Annotated in this window: 13 protein-coding genes and 1 pseudogene; 9 read left to right on the top strand and 5 right to left on the bottom strand. The window is 71.3% G+C overall.

Annotation, left to right across the window (positions count from 1 at the left end):
* The first annotated feature begins 301 nt into the window (after nucleotides 1-301).
* Nucleotides 302-943 (top strand): PadR family transcriptional regulator, encoded by a 642-nt coding sequence (locus ACIQFZ_RS31830; protein WP_402692827.1) that lies wholly within the window; start codon nucleotides 302-304, stop codon nucleotides 941-943.
* Between the two features lie 26 nt (nucleotides 944-969).
* Here ACIQFZ_RS31830 and ACIQFZ_RS31825 read toward each other — a convergent pair whose 3' ends face one another.
* Nucleotides 970-2382: a glutamate decarboxylase gene (locus ACIQFZ_RS31825; RefSeq protein ID WP_376652380.1), complete on the bottom strand. Its 1413-nt coding sequence runs from the start codon at nucleotides 2380-2382 to the stop codon at nucleotides 970-972.
* 127 nt (nucleotides 2383-2509) lie between these two features.
* Nucleotides 2510-3793: an ion channel protein gene (locus ACIQFZ_RS31820; protein WP_365774551.1), complete on the bottom strand. Its 1284-nt coding sequence runs from the start codon at nucleotides 3791-3793 to the stop codon at nucleotides 2510-2512.
* A 109-nt stretch (nucleotides 3794-3902) separates the two neighbouring features.
* Here ACIQFZ_RS31820 and ACIQFZ_RS31815 point away from each other — a divergent pair, with 109 nt between their 5' ends.
* Nucleotides 3903-4664 carry a MerR family transcriptional regulator gene (locus ACIQFZ_RS31815; protein WP_402692826.1) on the top strand — a complete coding sequence of 254 codons (762 nt, stop codon included), beginning with the start codon at nucleotides 3903-3905 and terminating at the stop codon, nucleotides 4662-4664.
* A gap of 42 nt (nucleotides 4665-4706) precedes the next feature.
* Here the strand turns inward: ACIQFZ_RS31815 and ACIQFZ_RS31810 are convergent, their stop codons facing one another.
* Nucleotides 4707-5072 (bottom strand): YbjQ family protein, encoded by a 366-nt coding sequence (locus ACIQFZ_RS31810; RefSeq protein WP_365425834.1) that lies wholly within the window; start codon nucleotides 5070-5072, stop codon nucleotides 4707-4709.
* Nucleotides 5073-5233: 161 nt separating this feature from the next.
* On the opposite strand from ACIQFZ_RS31810, the gene ACIQFZ_RS31805 reads away from it, so the two are divergent.
* Nucleotides 5234-6172, top strand: coding sequence for a DedA family protein (locus ACIQFZ_RS31805; protein ID WP_402692825.1), 939 nt, complete (start codon nucleotides 5234-5236; stop codon nucleotides 6170-6172).
* Between the two features lie 23 nt (nucleotides 6173-6195).
* Here the strand turns inward: ACIQFZ_RS31805 and ACIQFZ_RS31800 are convergent, their stop codons facing one another.
* On the bottom strand, nucleotides 6196-7935 hold the full coding sequence (locus ACIQFZ_RS31800) for a threonine/serine exporter family protein (protein WP_365425831.1): 1740 nt from the start codon (nucleotides 7933-7935) through the stop codon (nucleotides 6196-6198).
* Between the two features lie 120 nt (nucleotides 7936-8055).
* Nucleotides 8056-8547, bottom strand: coding sequence for an inorganic diphosphatase (locus ACIQFZ_RS31795; RefSeq protein ID WP_141366388.1), 492 nt, complete (start codon nucleotides 8545-8547; stop codon nucleotides 8056-8058).
* 79 nt (nucleotides 8548-8626) lie between these two features.
* Between ACIQFZ_RS31795 and dacB the strand changes: the two genes are divergently transcribed.
* The 6 genes and pseudogenes from dacB to ftsH all read left to right on the top strand — a co-directional run bounded on the left by dacB (nucleotide 8627) and on the right by ftsH (nucleotide 15710).
* The gene (gene dacB, locus ACIQFZ_RS31790; protein WP_402692824.1) at nucleotides 8627-10234 is read left to right on the top strand and encodes a D-alanyl-D-alanine carboxypeptidase/D-alanyl-D-alanine-endopeptidase; all 1608 of its coding nucleotides are present in this window, start codon (nucleotides 8627-8629) and stop codon (nucleotides 10232-10234) included.
* A 102-nt stretch (nucleotides 10235-10336) separates the two neighbouring features.
* Nucleotides 10337-11485 carry a zinc-dependent metalloprotease gene (locus ACIQFZ_RS31785; RefSeq protein WP_365425827.1) on the top strand — a complete coding sequence of 383 codons (1149 nt, stop codon included), beginning with the start codon at nucleotides 10337-10339 and terminating at the stop codon, nucleotides 11483-11485.
* 203 nt (nucleotides 11486-11688) lie between these two features.
* A pseudogene (locus ACIQFZ_RS31780) lies at nucleotides 11689-11826 on the top strand (tRNA lysidine(34) synthetase TilS); the annotation flags it as partial.
* A complete protein-coding gene (gene tilS / locus ACIQFZ_RS31775; protein WP_376652414.1) occupies nucleotides 11806-12849 on the top strand; it encodes a tRNA lysidine(34) synthetase TilS in 1044 nt (347 codons plus the stop codon). The pseudogene ACIQFZ_RS31780 and the gene tilS, both read left to right, overlap by 21 nt.
* Before the next feature lie 76 nt (nucleotides 12850-12925).
* A complete protein-coding gene (gene hpt / locus ACIQFZ_RS31770) occupies nucleotides 12926-13486 on the top strand; it encodes a hypoxanthine phosphoribosyltransferase (protein ID WP_361414339.1) in 561 nt (186 codons plus the stop codon).
* Between the two features lie 184 nt (nucleotides 13487-13670).
* Nucleotides 13671-15710: an ATP-dependent zinc metalloprotease FtsH gene (gene ftsH, locus ACIQFZ_RS31765; RefSeq protein WP_365425823.1), complete on the top strand. Its 2040-nt coding sequence runs from the start codon at nucleotides 13671-13673 to the stop codon at nucleotides 15708-15710.
* Nucleotides 15711-15720: the final 10 nt, after the last annotated feature.

Genomic DNA, 15720 nt, shown 5'->3' with positions numbered 1-15720 from the left:
GACCGGCACATGCCCCACCTGCCACCGCGGCATCCCCGCTTCAGCTCCGCCAGAACACCACCCACGCCAGCCAACCTAACGAAGTACTACTAGCGCTGCGACCGGAAAGGTTCACCGGCTCGCGACGCCCGGCACGGCTCCCCCAAGCTCTTCGAGCAGGGGGGACCCCCCGCCGCGTTGTCGCATCACCCGAGTACGTCCAGTACGCGGGCGATGCTCCGCCTTGCGATGTACCGCACCGGACGCCGCGAGCTTTCCGGCAAACCTTTCCGGTCACAGCACTAGCCCTAACCTGGAGCCCATGTCAGCGATCCGTCTCCTCGTGCTGGGCGCCGTCCGCCAGCACGGGCGGGCCCACGGTTACCAGGTGCGGGGCGACCTGGAGTACTGGGGCGCGCACGAGTGGTCCAACGCCAAGCCCGGCTCGATCTACCACGCCCTGAAGCAGATGGCCGGGCAAGGGCTGCTGCACGCGCACGAGACCGCCCCGTCCACGGCCGGCGGCCCGCCCCGCACGGAGTACGAGATCACCGACGCCGGCACCGAGGAGTTCTTCCGGCTGCTGCGGGAGGCCCTGGTCTCCTACGGCCAGAAGGCGGACGTCCAGTCCGCGGCCATCGGCTTCCTCGTGGACCTGCCCAGGGACGAGGCGATCGCCCTGCTCCAGGAGCGGATCCGGCGGATCGAGCAGTGGCGGTCGTCCGTCACCGAGCACTACGTCCCCGAGGACGGCCCCGAACAGCTCGGCCACATCGGCGAGATCATGAACCTGTGGGTCCACACGGCCGACTCCGACGCCGCGTGGACCCGAGGACTGATCGGCCGCCTGGAACGCGGCGCCTACACCTTCGCCGGCGAGGGCGAGCCGTTCGTCGGCGTCCTGGCCGAGGGCGAGCGCAACCCGTACTCGACGGGCGAGCGCCATCCGGAGGACGACCGCTGAGCCAGGCATGATCCAAACGACAGGACCTAGTGGTGGAAGCCGGTGGCCGCGTTCTTGTCCCGGATCAGCGGGTGCGGCTGGCGGCGCACTTCGGGCAGCAGACGCCTCAGGTCCTCGAGGAACAGCTCGGCGAGGTCCGCCGAGAACCCGTTGCGGCAGACCACGCGCAGGACGGACAGGTCCTCCCGGTTCGGCGGGAAGGTGTACGCGGGCACCAGCCAGCCGTTCTCGCGCAGCCGCCGGGAGACGTCGAACACGTCGAAGGCCTGCACCTCCGGCGCCGTGGTGAAGGCGAACACCGGCAACTGGTCGCCGCGGGTCAGCAGCCGGAAGTCGCCGAGCGCCTCGATCCGTTCGGCGAGGTGGCGGGCCACGTCCCGGGTGCTCTGCTGCACCATCCGGTAGCCCTCGCGGCCCAGCCGCAGGAACGAGTAGTACTGGGCGACCACCTGCGCGCCGGGCCGGGAGAAGTTCAGCGCGAAGGTCGGCATGTCGCCGCCCAGGTAGTTGACCCGGAAGACCAGCTCCTCGGGCAGCGCCTCCTGATCCCGCCACAGTGCCCAGCCGACGCCCGGGTACACCAGTCCGTACTTGTGCCCCGAGGTGTTGATCGAGGCCACCCGCGGGAGCCGGAAGTCCCAGACCAGGTCCTCGTCGAGGAAGGGCGCGATCATGCCGCCCGAGGCGCCGTCGACGTGCACCGGGATGTCCAGTCCCGTGCGCTCCTGGAGGGCGTCCAGGGCCGCGCACAGGTCGGCGATCGGCTCGTAGGAGCCGTCGAAGGTGGAGCCCAGGATGCCGACGACCCCGATGGTGTTCTCGTCGCACAGCTCGGCGGCGGCCCGCGGGTCGAGGTGGTAGCGGTCGCCCTCCATGGGCACCTGGCGGGCCTCGACCTCCCAGAAGTTGCAGAACTTCTCCCAGCACACCTGGACGTTGACGCCCATGACGAGGTTCGGGCGCGCGTCCCGCCCGGGGTAGCGGTCGGCGTTGCGCTGCGCCCAACGCCGCTTGAGCGCCATCCCGGCGAGCATGCACGCCTCGCTCGACCCGGTCGTCGAACAGCCCACGGCGGCCGAGGGATCCGGCGCGTTCCACAGGTCGGCGAGCATCGCCACACACCGCCGCTCCAGTTCGGCGGTGCGCGGGTACTCGTCCTTGTCGATCATGTTCTTGTCGCGGCACTCGTTCATCAGGACACCGGCCTGCGGCTCCATCCAGGTCGAGACGAACGTGGCCAGGTTCAGCCGGGAGTTGCCGTCCAGCATCAGCTCGTCGTGCACGAGCTGGTACGCCGTCGAGGGCGGTAGGGGCGCGTCGGCGAGCCGGTGCTTGGGCGGTGCCTCGGCCATCTCGACGGCCGGATTCGCCTCCCCGTAGAAGGGGTTGACGGACAGGGGGCGCTCGTCGGGCTTCTCGGGTCCTTGGTGCAGCGGCATGGGCTGTCTCCTACGGGATCGACGGGATCGAGGCGATCGATGGGTTTTGGGGGCGATGCGTTCCAGGGGCCGGGAGCGGGGGAGCGGAGTCGAGGGAGTCGTCGTGTGCGCGGGGCGCGAGGGCCGGTCAGCGGATCGCCTTACCGTCCTTCCCGAGCTGCATCAGCGGCCTGCCGGTCACCAGCAGCCAGGCCGGCAGCGAGGCGGCGCACAGCAGGGCGAGGATGGTCGGAGAGGACACGAGGACCGCGGCCGTGAACAGGCTCACCCAGCCCTGCCGGGTGACGGCCAGGAGCATGCCCAGTACGCCCGCCGCCACGCCGAGCGACTCGGGCACGGCGGGCACGAGGGCGTGCGCGGTCAGCCCGAACGCGGCGCCGACGAACACGGACGGGAAGATCCGCCCGCCGCGGAACCCGCAGGACGCGGCGACGAGCAGCGCGGCCAGTTTCACCACGGTCATGGTCGCGAACTGCCCCACCGTCCAGGCGCCGGGGTCGCGGGTCAGCTCCGCGACCTCCGACAGCCCCTTGAAGAGCGTGAGGGGACCGCCCAGCGCCGCCAGCAGGCCGAGGACGAGCCCACCGGCGGGAAGCGCCAGCATCGGGTGCCCGAGCCGGGAGAAGGCGCGGTGGACGTACGGGAAGGCGTACACGGCGAGCAGGCCGAGCAGCGCGGCCGCGGAGGCGATCACCAGCGCTGCCAGGAGGTCGCCCCCGTGCGGCCGGCCGAGGGGAGGAAGGCCCAGGTCGAAGGTGGGGCGGGAGACCAGCGCGGTCGTCATGGCGCCCGCGGTCCCGGCGGCCAGCGGCGCGAAGAGGCTGTCCCACAGCGCCCCCTTCGGCGGCCGCCCGGCCAGCGCCTCGGAGATGACGAGCGCGGCGGCCACCGGGGTGCCGAACAGGGCGCCGATCGTCGCCGCCTCCGCCAGCCCCGGCCACAGCGTGCCCGGCAGCCGGGGCAGCAGCCGGCGGCCCAGCACGAACGCCAGTGCCACGTTCGCCATGATGATGGGGTTCTCGGGGCCGAGGCTCGGCCCGCCGGCCAGCATCAGCATGGCGGCCACCAGCAGCCCCGGCAGCACGCCCGGCGCCACCGGGGCGGTCGTCAGGCCCAGCGTCACCGGGTCCGGGCCTGCATGCCCCGGTGCCCTCCACACCACGAGCCCCACCAGGACACCGGTCGCGGTGAGCACGACCAGCATCCACACCACCGAGTAGCGCCCGATGCCCAGGGCATCGGGCAGGCTCTCCCACAAAACCGCCTGTAACTGCTCCGCCAGCCCGCTCACCAGCAGGAACAGCAGACTGGAGCCGACCCCGACGGCCAGTGCGGGCAGGAGCAGCGGCAGCAGTGCGCGGGCCGGGGTCGCCGGAGCGGTCGGTGCCTGCTGTGCGGTGTCCTGGGCCACGGGCTCACGATAAGCGGACGAAAGCGGCACAACATCCGGAGTGAAACACGCTTGCACCTCACGTGGCGTGAGGAGCCACCGTGGACCGCGTACCGAGAAAGGAGCGGAAGTGAGCTACTCCGTGGGACAGGTCGCCGGATTCGCCGGAGTGACGGTGCGCACCTTGCACCACTACGACGACATCGGCCTGCTCGTCCCGGGCGAGCGCAGCCACGCGGGTCACCGGCGCTACGGCGACGCGGATCTCGACCGGTTGCAGCAGATCCTGTTCTACCGGGAGCTCGGCTTCCCGCTCGAGGAGGTCGCGGCCCTGCTCGACGACCCGGAGGCGAACCCCGGCGCGCACCTGCGCCGCCGGCACGAGCTGCTGACCGCCCGGATCGAGAAGCTGAAGAAGATGGCCGCGGCCGTGGAGAAGGCCATGGAGGCACGCAGGATGGGCATCGATCTCACGCCGGAGGAGCGGTTCGAGGTCTTCGGCGACCACGATCCCGAGCAGTACACCGACGAGGTCCGGCAGCGCTGGGGCGACACCGAGGCCTACCGGCAGTCCCAGCGCCGTACCGCCTCGTACACCAAGGAGGACTGGAAGCGGCTCACCGAGGAGCAGGACGCGATCCACCGGCGCATGGCGGCGCTGCTCGACGCGGGCACGCCGGCCGGCTCCGAGGCCGCCATGGACGTGGCCGAGGAGCACCGCCGGTTCATCTCCGGCAGCTACTACGACTGCGGGCACGAGATGCACACCTGCCTGGCGCAGATGTACGTCGCCGACCCGCGCTTCACCGCGACCTACGAGAAGATCCGGCCGGGCCTGGCCGCGTACCTGCGCGAGGCGATCCTCGCCAACGCCGAGCGGCACACCGCGTAGGGGCCCGGGGGCCCGGGTCCCGGCACCCGGGCCCCCGGCCGGTCACTCCCGGGCCACGACCACGGCCGTGCCGTAGGCGCACACCTCCGTGCCGACGTCCGCCGCCTCGGTCACGTCGAAGCGGAAGGCCAGTACCGCGTTGGCGCCCCGCGCGCGTGCCTGCTCGACGAGCCGCTCCATGGCCTGGTTGCGGGTCTGCACCAGCGTCTTGGTGAGCCCCTTCAGCTCACCGCCGATCATCGACTTCAGACCCGCTCCGATCTGGCTGCCCAGATGCCGGGAGCGGACCGTCAGCCCGAAGACCTCGCCGATGACCTTCTCCACCCGGTGGCCGGGTACGTCGTTCGTCGTCACGACCAGCACGTCCGGCTGGGGCTCCTGGCCGCCGCCGAATTCATCGATGTTCATGGCGCACAGCTTGGCGTGAGCGGACCGCGCAGCGCCATCCCCCGGGCACCCGTGGAACCTCGGGCGTATACCTTGCGTTGGTAGCTTTGTGCGGCACCGTACGAGGCCCCGCCTCGACACCTCGACGCCGTACACCCCATCCCCCTCAGGAGTCCGGAACCGTGACGACGCTTGCCCTCGGCCCGAGTTGGCTGGATCCGAACCACCTGCTCAACTCGTTCGGCATCTGGGGCCTGCTCCTCATTGTCTTCGCCGAGTCGGGTCTGCTCATCGGCTTCTTCCTGCCGGGTGACTCGCTGCTGTTCACCTGCGGTCTGCTGATCACGTCCAAGCAGCTGGACTTCCCGCTGTGGGGTGCCATCGGCCTGATCTGCCTCGCCGCGATCCTGGGCGACCAGGCAGGCTACATGTTCGGCAAGAAGGTCGGGCCGTCGCTCTTCAACCGGCCCGACTCGCGCCTGTTCAAGCAGGAGAACGTCACCAAGGCGCACGAGTTCTTCGAGAAGTACGGCCCGAAGTCCCTGATCCTGGCCCGTTTCGTGCCCATCGTGCGCACGTTCACGCCGATCATCGCGGGCGTCAGCGGCATGCGGTACCGCTCGTTCCTGGTCTTCAACATCATCGGCGGTGTGCTGTGGGGCGCGGGTGTGACGCTCCTCGGCTCCTGGCTGGGCAACATCGGCTTCGTCAAGAACAACATCGAGGCGATCCTCATCCTGATCGTCCTCGTCTCGGTGGTCCCGATCATCATCGAGTTCCTGCGCGCCCGCTCCAAGGCCAAGAACGCCCCCGAGGAGCCGGCCACCCCCGACCAGCAGCCCGCCGCCCCGTACCAGCAGCAGTTCCAGCAGCCGGTCATGGACGACGCCACGACCCGCCTGCGCCGCATCGAGCCGCCGCACCAGTACGGCGACCGGAACCACGCCCCGCAGCAGGAGCAGCAGTACGGCTACGGCCAGCAGTACGCGCAGCCGTACCCGCAGCAGCAGCCGTACCCGCAGCAGCAGCCGTACCCGCAGCAGTCCTACGGCGAGCAGCAGGGCGACTACGACCAGAACCCGCAGTACCCGGACAACGGCGGCTACTACCGCGCCCCGTAGGGCGTGCCGGCCGGATCCGCGGGTCAGAACCCGCGGGTCCGCTTCGCGGCCCGGCGCCCCGCGGCGGAGGCGGCGCCCGGCATCCTGAGGAACAGCCGGGAGATCTCCGAGCCGAGGTTCACCCCGATCGCGATGGCCATGGCGAGCGACACCGCCTTGGCCAGCGACACCAGTCCCTTGTCGACGTGGTTCTGCGCGATCGACAGCAGGCCGAAGTACGTCGCCGAACCCGGTAGCAGCGGCCCGATCGCGGCGGTCGTGTACGGCAGTGCGGAGGCGAACCGGTAGCGGGACAGCAACTGCCCGAACAGGCCCACCAGGCCCGCCGCCACGGCCGTGGACGCCACCGGGGAGATGTTGCCGACGTCGTGCATGGCGCCGTACACCGACCACGCGACACCGCCGTTGAGCGTCACCAGCAGCACGGTGGACCGCTCCTGCTGCAGCAGCACGGCGAAGGTCAGCGACAGCAGCATCGCGGCGACGATCTGGAGCACCGGCCGCCGGCTCATGGCGAGCGCGGCGTCCGGATCGAGCGCGGCGCCCAGCTTCACACCGAAGTACAGGACCAGCAGGACGCCGGTGACGATGCCGACGAAGAAGTACATGACCTCCAGCAGGCGCGCGGAGGCGGTGATGTAGAAGCCGGTCAGCCCGTCCTGCACGCCCGCCACCAGCGCCCGCCCCGGCAGCAGCGCGAACAGTCCACCGGTGATGACGGCGGCCGCCTTCACGTCGACGTGCGCCACGGTGAGCGCGACGCCGAGCGCGGCCGGCGGCATCGCGGCGACCGTGAACTGGTAGAACTCGGGCAGCCCGCGCCCCGCGCACAGCCACGCGAGCCGGTCGCCGAGCATCGCGCCGAGCGCCGCGGCCACGAAGACGATCAGGTCACCGCCGACCAGGACGGAGGCCGTGCCCGCCAGCAGCCCGGCGGCCGCGGTCAGCGCCCAGCCGGGGTAGGGGTGCCGGTTGCGGCGGATCTCCGCCAGCCGCCGGTAGGCCTCCTCCAGGGAGAGGTGGTTCTCCGGATCGCTCAGGTCGTCGACGAGCCGGAAGACGGCCGCCAGACGCGTGTAGTCGGTGCCCCGGCGGCGTACCGTCCTCGACGCCGTCACGGGGTCGTCGACCAGGGACGGCTGGTGGGAGATCGACAGCAGGGTGAAGGTGACGGTCGGCTCGCAGCGGTCCAGGCCGTAGGAGCGGCAGACCGCGAACATCGCCGCCTCCACGTCCTCGGCGCCCTCCCCGCCCGCGAGCAGCAGCTCGCCGATACGCAGGGTCAGGTCGAGCACGCGTGGGACGGCCGGGCCGCCCTCGTCCGCCTTCTGCACCGATTCGGGCGCCGGCCGCTCGGCCACCGGCATGCGCAGCATGGTGCGCATCCGGTCCTGCCAGGGGACGTCCTTGTGCAGGTCGATCGCCGGGATGCCGCCCGCCGGGGTGAAGGCGGGCGGGGCCTGGCGGGCGCTGTAGGTCTTCGGCGTGCTGAACGCGGACCCCTCCGGCTCCACGGCCGGCGGCGACGTGACGTCGAGCCCGTCCGGCACGGCGAACTCGGACGTGGCCTCCGGCTCGGTCCCCGTCCTGAGCGCCGCCAGCCCCTCGGGCACGGCGAACTCGGATGTCGTGGACGACTCCGCGTCGGCCGCCGGTACGACCGGAATCACCTGGGTCGCCTGGGTCACCGAGGGCCCGGCGGGAAATCTGAACGCACTCCGCGCCTCGTCCGACTGCGGCTTGCGGTCCTCCGCGTCCGTCACTGAGTAATGCTCCCTGAACGAAACCTTCCGTCAGGCTCAGTATGCGCAGACGGACGTACAGGAACGCGAACGGCCGCACCGTCCCCGTGGGGATGGTGCGGCCCGTGGGACGCGCGGGGCTCAGTGACCGCCGTGCTCCTGAAAACGCTTGATGGAACGCTCGATCTCCGCCTCGGCGTCGGTGCGGCCCACCCAGTCGGCGCCCTCGACGGACTTGCCGGGCTCCAGGTCCTTGTAGACCTCGAAGAAGTGCTGGATCTCCAGGCGGTCGAACTCCGACACGTGGTGGATGTCCCGGAGGTGCTCCACCCGCGGGTCGGACGCCGGCACGCACAGCAGCTTGTCGTCGCCGCCGGCCTCGTCGGTCATCCGGAACATGCCGATCGCGCGGCACTTGATGAGGCAGCCGGGGAAGGTCGGCTCGTCCAGGATGACCAGCGCGTCCAGCGGATCGCCGTCCTCGCCGAGGGTGTTCTCGACGAAGCCGTAGTCGGCCGGGTAGCTGGTCGAGGTGAAGAGTCGACGGTCCAGGCGGATACGACCGGTCTCGTGGTCCACCTCGTACTTGTTCCGCGAACCCTTCGGGATCTCGATCGTGACGTCGAACTCCACCGGTGGCTCCTCCATGATCAGCACATAGTTCTGGTGATTAAGTGTCCCTCACGCAGGTGTGTGATCGCGAAAGGGGCTGGTGGTCGTGCCGGAGCTGAGAGCCTGGCGAGCCGCGAGACCGCGCCTGGCCCGTCTCGCACGGGCCGCACGGCCGCGGCTCGTACGGGCCGCGCAGGCCGCCGTGCGACCCGCGGTTGGGGCCGCCGGGTCGCGGCTCGCGAAGCCGATGACCTGGCAGTACACCGCGGGTGCCGCCACGGCCGGGCTCGCGCTCGCCGCCGGTGTGGTGACCGCCGCCGGGCCCTGGGACTCCTCCGGCCAGCGTACGGCCGAGCGGGACCGGGCCGCGGCACTGGGGCGCACGGGTGGCGCAGATCACGACCACCGGACCGGTATGCCGGATCCGTCCCGTACATCCGACGCGTCCGGGTCTGGGTCCGACGGCGGGGCGAAGCCCGCGCCCAGCGCCGTGCCGGTGCTCGTGGGCCTCGGCGGCGCCGGCGACCCGGCGCGGCCCGCGTCGGACGTCTCGGCCGTCGCGGCCGCCCTGGACCCGTTGCTGAGGGACTCCGCCCTCGGCACCCACCACGCCGCGGCCGTCCTCGACGTCACCAGCGGCGAGCGGCTCTACGGCCAGAGCGCCGGCGACCCGCTCGTCCCCGCCTCCACCACCAAGATCGCCACCGCCGTCGCCGCGCTGTCCGCCCTCGGCTCCGACCACCGGCTCACCACCCGCGCCGCCCTGGAGCCCGGCACCGGGAAACTCGTCCTGATCGGGGGCGGCGACCCCACGCTCACCGCCCGCAAGGACGCCGCGAACCTGGCGAGCCTGCGCACCCTCGCCACCGACACGGCGATCGCGCTGACCAAGCGGGGCGTGACCGAGGTGACGCTCTCCCACGACACCACCCTGTACGCCGGTCCCCTCCTGCACCCCATCGGCGTGAACGACAACCTCGCCCCGGTCAGCGCCCTGATGACCGACGAGGCCCGCACCGACGGCTCGACCAGCGGCCCGGCCCCGCGCGTGGCCGACCCGGCGGCGGACGCCGCCCGCGCCTTCGCCGACCTGCTCTCCGGGCACGGCATCCGGACCACGGTCGCCGGTCCCGCCAAGGCGTCCGGCCGCGCGGAGACCGTGGCCACCGTCTCCTCGCCCCCGCTGTCGAGCCTGGTCGAACGGATGCTCACCAACAGCGACAACGACATCGCCGAGGCCCTGGCCCGCCAGACGGCCGCCGCGACGGGCGGGCGGCCGGACTTCGACGGGGGCGCCGCCGCGATCGCCGCCCAGCTGAGGGAACTCGGCCTGCCCCTGGCGGGCGCCGACTTCCACGACGGCAGCGGGCTCAACCGCGCCGACCGGCTCACCGCGGACCTGCTCACGGCCCTGCTGGCCAAGGCGGCCGATCCGGCCGATCCCGGCCTCCGTCCGGTCCTCACCGGCCTCCCGGTCGCCGGCTTCACCGGCACCCTGACCAGCCGCTACGCGGACGGCGCCGCCGGGCTCGTACGGGCGAAGACAGGCACGCTGACGGGCGTCAACACCCTCGCGGGCACGGTCGTCGCCCGCAACGGCCACCTGCTGGCCTTCGCCTTCCTCGCGGAGAACACCACCGGCCCGGAAGCTGCCCAGTCGGCCCTCGACCACGCGGTCACGACCCTGGCCACCTGCGCCTGCGACTGAGACCCGCCCACCACCGCCGCTCCGGCCCCCGGATCCACAAAGGGCGCCACCACCCAGCGCCATGGCCTGCCCCCAGCGGCACTGCTCACGTACCGTTGACACATGACGAGCATCGGTGGTGCTGCAACTCCCGGGATGGTCGACTGGAATCTCGCGGTCGCGACCGCGACCCGACTGGTACGGCCGGGTCCCGAGGTGAGCCGGGACGAGGCCCGGGCCGTCGTCGCGGAACTGCGCCGGCACGCCAAGGCGTCCGAGGGACACGTCCGCGGGTTCACCCGCCTGGGCACCCATGAGACCCACGACACCCCGGTACTCGTGGTCGACCGCCCCGGCTGGGTGCGGGCGAACGTCGCCGGGTTCCGCGAGATCCTCAAACCGCTCCTGGACAAGATGCAGGAGCGGCGCGGCGGCACCCCCGGCGGCGCGGTCCTCGGCGCCGTCGGCGGCAAGGTCACCGGCGTGGAACTCGGGATGCTGCTGTCCTTCCTCGCCTCCCGCGTCCTCGGCCAGTACGAGACCTTCGCCCCCGCCACCCGCGACCTGCCGGCCGGCGGGCCCCCCGACTCGCCCGGTGGCGGTGGCCGGCTGCTGCTCGTCGCCCCCAACATCGTCCACGTCGAGCGCGAACTCGACGTCGACCCCCACGACTTCCGCCTGTGGGTCTGCCTGCACGAGGAGACGCACCGCACGCAGTTCACCGCCGTGCCCTGGCTGCGCGACCACCTCGAGGGCGAGATCCAGTCCTTCCTCGCGGAGACGGACGTCGACCCCATGGCTCTCCTGGAGCGCATCCGCGAGGCCGCCCAGTCGCTGGCCGGCGGCCGCCCCGAGGGCGAGGAGGACGACGGCGGCCACTCCCTGGTCGAGATGGTCCAGACCCCGGCCCAGCGCGAGATCCTCGGCCGCCTCACCGCCGTGATGTCCCTCCTGGAGGGCCACGCCGACTACGTGATGGACGGCGTCGGCCCGGACGTCGTGCCGACCGTGGCGGAGATCCGCGAGAAGTTCCAGCAGCGCCGCGCCAAGGGCGCCTCCCGCCTGGACATGGCCCTGCGCAAGCTGCTCGGCCTGGACGCCAAGCTGCGGCAGTACCGCGACGGTGAGCGCTTCGTGCGTGCGGTCGTCGAGCAGGTCGGCATGGACGGCTTCAACCGGGTGTGGACCTCGCCCAACACCCTCCCCACCAAGGCGGAGATCTCCAAGCCGGCGGACTGGATCGCACGGGTGCACCGCAGGGCCGAACCGTGATCACAGGTGCGAGGGCCGGGAAATGCGCGCCGCTGCATCCGGCCCATGGCAGGCGAACGCCACTTCAATCACTCGTCCGAGGGACCGTGAGCCATGCGTAGGCGTGCAATGCTCGGGGAACGGCCTGTTTCTGTCACCATCGACGCACTCTGAGTGACCGATATCGGGCTCACCCCCCGAAGACTCCGTGAAGGGAACCGGACATGGGTCCCCATCCTGCGGTCGCGGCGATACGCCTGGCGGTACGCCGCGTCCTCCACGACATCCTCGACGAACAGCTCTCGCCCCACCCCGCGCCGGCGCCCGCTTGGTCGGGCCCCCTGCCCGCGCGGCTCCCCGGGCAGCCCCCGCACGGCGCGCCGACGCCGGGCCCTGCCCGGGCGACCGCCCCGCAGGCCGCATCGGCCTCGCCTGCCGCCCAGGACACACCGGCCCCCCACGAGCGTCCGCCGTCGCCGCTCGTGCTCGTGGCCTGCTCCGGCGGCGCCGACTCCATGGCGCTCGCCTCCGCCCTCGCCTTCGAGGCCCCCAAACTCGGCATCCGGGCCGGCGGTGTCACCGTCGACCACGGCCTGCAAGCCGGCTCCGACCTGCGCGCCGAGGAGGTCGCCCAGCGGCTGCGCGGACTGGGCCTGGACCCGGTCGAGGCCGTCTCCGTCACCGTCGGCCGCGGGGGCGGGCCCGAAGCCGCCGCCCGCGACGCCCGCTACGCCGCCCTCGACGCCGCCGCCGAACGCCACGGCGCCCACGCCGTCCTGCTCGGCCACACCCGCGACGACCAGGCCGAGACGGTGCTCCTCGGCCTCGCCCGCGGCTCCGGTATCCGCTCCCTGTCGGGAATGGCCGCGGTCTCGGGGGCCGGCGGCCGTTACCGCCGCCCCTTCCTGGACATCGACCGGCAGACCGCCCGCAAGGGCTGCATGGTCCAGTCCCTGCCCGTCTGGGACGACCCGCACAACACCGACCCGGCCTACACCCGCTCCCGGCTGCGCCACGAGGGCCTCCCGGCCCTGGAGAAGGCCCTCGGCAAGGGCGTCGTGGAGGCCCTCGCGCGCACCGCCCAGCTCTCCCGCGACGACGCCGACGCCCTCGACGCCTGGGCCCGCCAGGCCGAGGCCACCGTCCGCGACGACGCCGGCCGCCTGGAGTGCGCCAAGCTGTACGCCCTGCCCCCCGCCGTACGCCGCCGCATCCTGCGCCGTGCCGCCATCGACGCCGGTGCTCCGGCCGGTTCGCTGTTCGCCCGGCACATCGAGGAAGTCGACCGGCTGATCACCGGTTGGCGCGGTCAGAAGGCCATCAACCTGCCCGGCAGGGTGGTCGCCCAGCGGCAGGGTGGCAGACTGGTGATTCGGCAAGGCTGAATCGGGACCCTTCGGCCGGCCCGCTGACGCGGAGTCCGGAGGAGGACCGTCAACGCCGGTGAGACGACCGAAAGTGATGCGGGTGGACGCGAAAGACATGGGTGCCGACCTCGAGAAGGTACTCATCACCAAGGAAGAGATCGACGCGAAGCTGGCCGAGCTGGCCGCGAAGATCGACGCGGAGTACGCGGGCAAGGACCTGCTGATCGTCGGCGTCCTCAAGGGCGCGGTGATGGTCATGGCGGACCTCGCCCGTGCGCTGTCCACCCCCGTCACCATGGACTGGATGGCCGTGTCCTCGTACGGCGCGGGCACCCAGTCCTCCGGCGTCGTGCGCATCCTCAAGGATCTCGACACCGACATCAAGGGCAGGCACGTCCTGATCGTCGAGGACATCATCGACTCCGGCCTGACCCTCTCCTGGCTGATCTCCAACCTCGGCTCCCGGGAGCCCGCCTCCCTGAAGGTGTGCACACTGCTGCGCAAGCCCGAGGCCGCGAAGGTCGCCATCGACGTGGAGTGGGTCGGGTTCGACATCCCCAGCGAGTTCGTCGTCGGCTATGGCCTGGACTACGCCGAGAAGTACCGGAACCTGCCGTTCGTCGGTACGCTCGCTCCCCACGTCTACGGCGGCTGACCCCTCAGGGCTCAAGCGCGGTACGTGATCGGGAACCCCGGCGGCACCGAAGCCGTTGGAGCAAGCAGACGGGTACGTCCGCCCTACGGTGCGGCATCGAGCCCCAATGCTGGGGTACCGTCAGAAGAACTGTCTTATCAAACTCACTGTGGCAGGAGGGACGGGGCGGCACCGCTCCGTATGGATGGACGTGAAGCGATACTTCCGTGGGCCGGTCATGTGGATCGTGCTGGCCGTCCTTGCCGTGGTCGTGTTGATGAATGTCGTCGGTCAGTCCGGCGGCTACAAGACGGTGGACACGGGCAAGGTCGTAGCGGCGATCAATGACAACAGGGTCCAGCAGGCCAAGCTGACCACGGGCGACGAGCAGACCATCAAGGTCGAGCTCAAGGACGGCCAGAAGGTCGACGGCAGCTCGAAGATCCAGGCGAGCTACATCGGCGACCAAGGCGTGACCATCGCCAACACGCTGCAGACCAAGTACCAGGACAAGCAGATCCCGAAGGGCTACACGGTCTCGCCGTCGAAGCAGAGCCCCTTCGTCGGCATCCTGCTCTCCCTGCTCCCCTTCGTTCTCATCGTGGTCGTCTTCCTGTTCCTGATGAACCAGATGCAGGGCGGCGGCTCCCGGGTGATGAACTTCGGCAAGTCGAAGGCCAAGCTCATCACCAAGGACACCCCGAAGACGACGTTCTCGGACGTGGCGGGCGCGGACGAGGCCGTCGAGGAGCTCCACGAGATCAAGGAGTTCCTCCAGGAGCCGGCCAAGTTCCAGGCCGTCGGGGCGAAGATCCCCAAGGGCGTGCTGCTCTACGGCCCGCCCGGCACCGGCAAGACCCTGCTCGCGCGTGCCGTCGCGGGCGAGGCCGGCGTCCCGTTCTACTCGATCTCCGGTTCCGACTTCGTCGAGATGTTCGTCGGCGTCGGCGCCTCCCGGGTCCGCGACCTGTTCGAGCAGGCCAAGGCGAACGCGCCGGCGATCGTCTTCGTCGACGAGATCGACGCGGTCGGCCGTCACCGCGGCGCCGGCCTCGGCGGCGGTCACGACGAGCGCGAGCAGACGCTGAACCAGCTGCTGGTCGAGATGGACGGCTTCGACGTCAAGGGCGGCGTGATCCTGATCGCGGCCACCAACCGGCCCGACATCCTCGACCCGGCGCTGCTGCGTCCGGGCCGGTTCGACCGCCAGATCGCCGTGGACCGCCCCGACATGCAGGGCCGTCTGGAGATCCTGAAGGTCCACCAGAAGGGCAAGCCGGTCGCGCCCGACGTCGACCTGTCCGCCGTCGCCCGCCGCACCCCCGGCTTCACGGGTGCCGATCTGTCCAACGTCCTGAACGAGGCCGCGCTGCTCACGGCCCGCAGCGACAAGAAGCTGATCGACAACCACATGCTGGACGAGGCGATCGACCGCGTGGTCGCGGGCCCGCAGAAGCGGACCCGGATCATGTCGGACAAGGAGAAGAAGATCACCGCGTACCACGAGGGCGGTCACGCCCTGGTCGCGGCGGCCTCGCCGAACTCCGACCCGGTCCACAAGATCACGATCCTGTCCCGCGGCCGGGCCCTCGGCTACACGATGGTCCTGCCCGACGAGGACAAGTACTCGACGACCCGCAACGAGATGCTGGACCAGCTCGCCTACATGCTGGGCGGTCGCGCGGCCGAGGAGCTGGTCTTCCACGACCCGACCACGGGCGCGGCGAACGACATCGAGAAGGCCACCACCACGGCCCGCGCGATGGTCACCCAGTACGGCATGACCGAGCGTCTCGGCGCGATCAAGTTCGGCGGCGACAACACCGAGCCGTTCCTCGGACGTGAGATGGCTCACCCACGCGACTACTCGGAAGAGGTCGCCGCGCTGGTGGACGAGGAAGTCAAGAAGCTCATCGAGAACGCGCACAACGAGGCCTGGGAGATCCTGGTCGAGAACCGCGACGTCCTCGACAACCTCGTCCTGGCCCTCCTGGAGAAGGAGACCCTGGGCAAGGAGGAGATCGCCGAGGTCTTCGCCCCGATCGTCAAGCGGCCGCCTCGGCCCGCCTGGACCGGCTCCTCCCGCCGCACCCCGTCCACCCGCCCGCCGGTGCTCTCCCCGAAGGAGCTCGCGCTGACGAACGGGGCCAACGGCTCGACGGCGGCGATCAGCACCGTCAAGTCCACGGCGACGGAACCCGCCCCGGCCACGGAGCAGGTGCCGGAGGACCGTCCGGACAACTGACCGGAGCCCG

It is taken from the genome of Streptomyces sp. NPDC093064, assembly GCF_044754605.1.
Classification (GTDB): Bacteria; Actinomycetota; Actinomycetes; order Streptomycetales; family Streptomycetaceae; genus Streptomyces.
The sequence above is the reverse complement of the archived record's forward strand: the minus strand, read 5'-3'. Positions and strand labels throughout refer to the sequence as shown.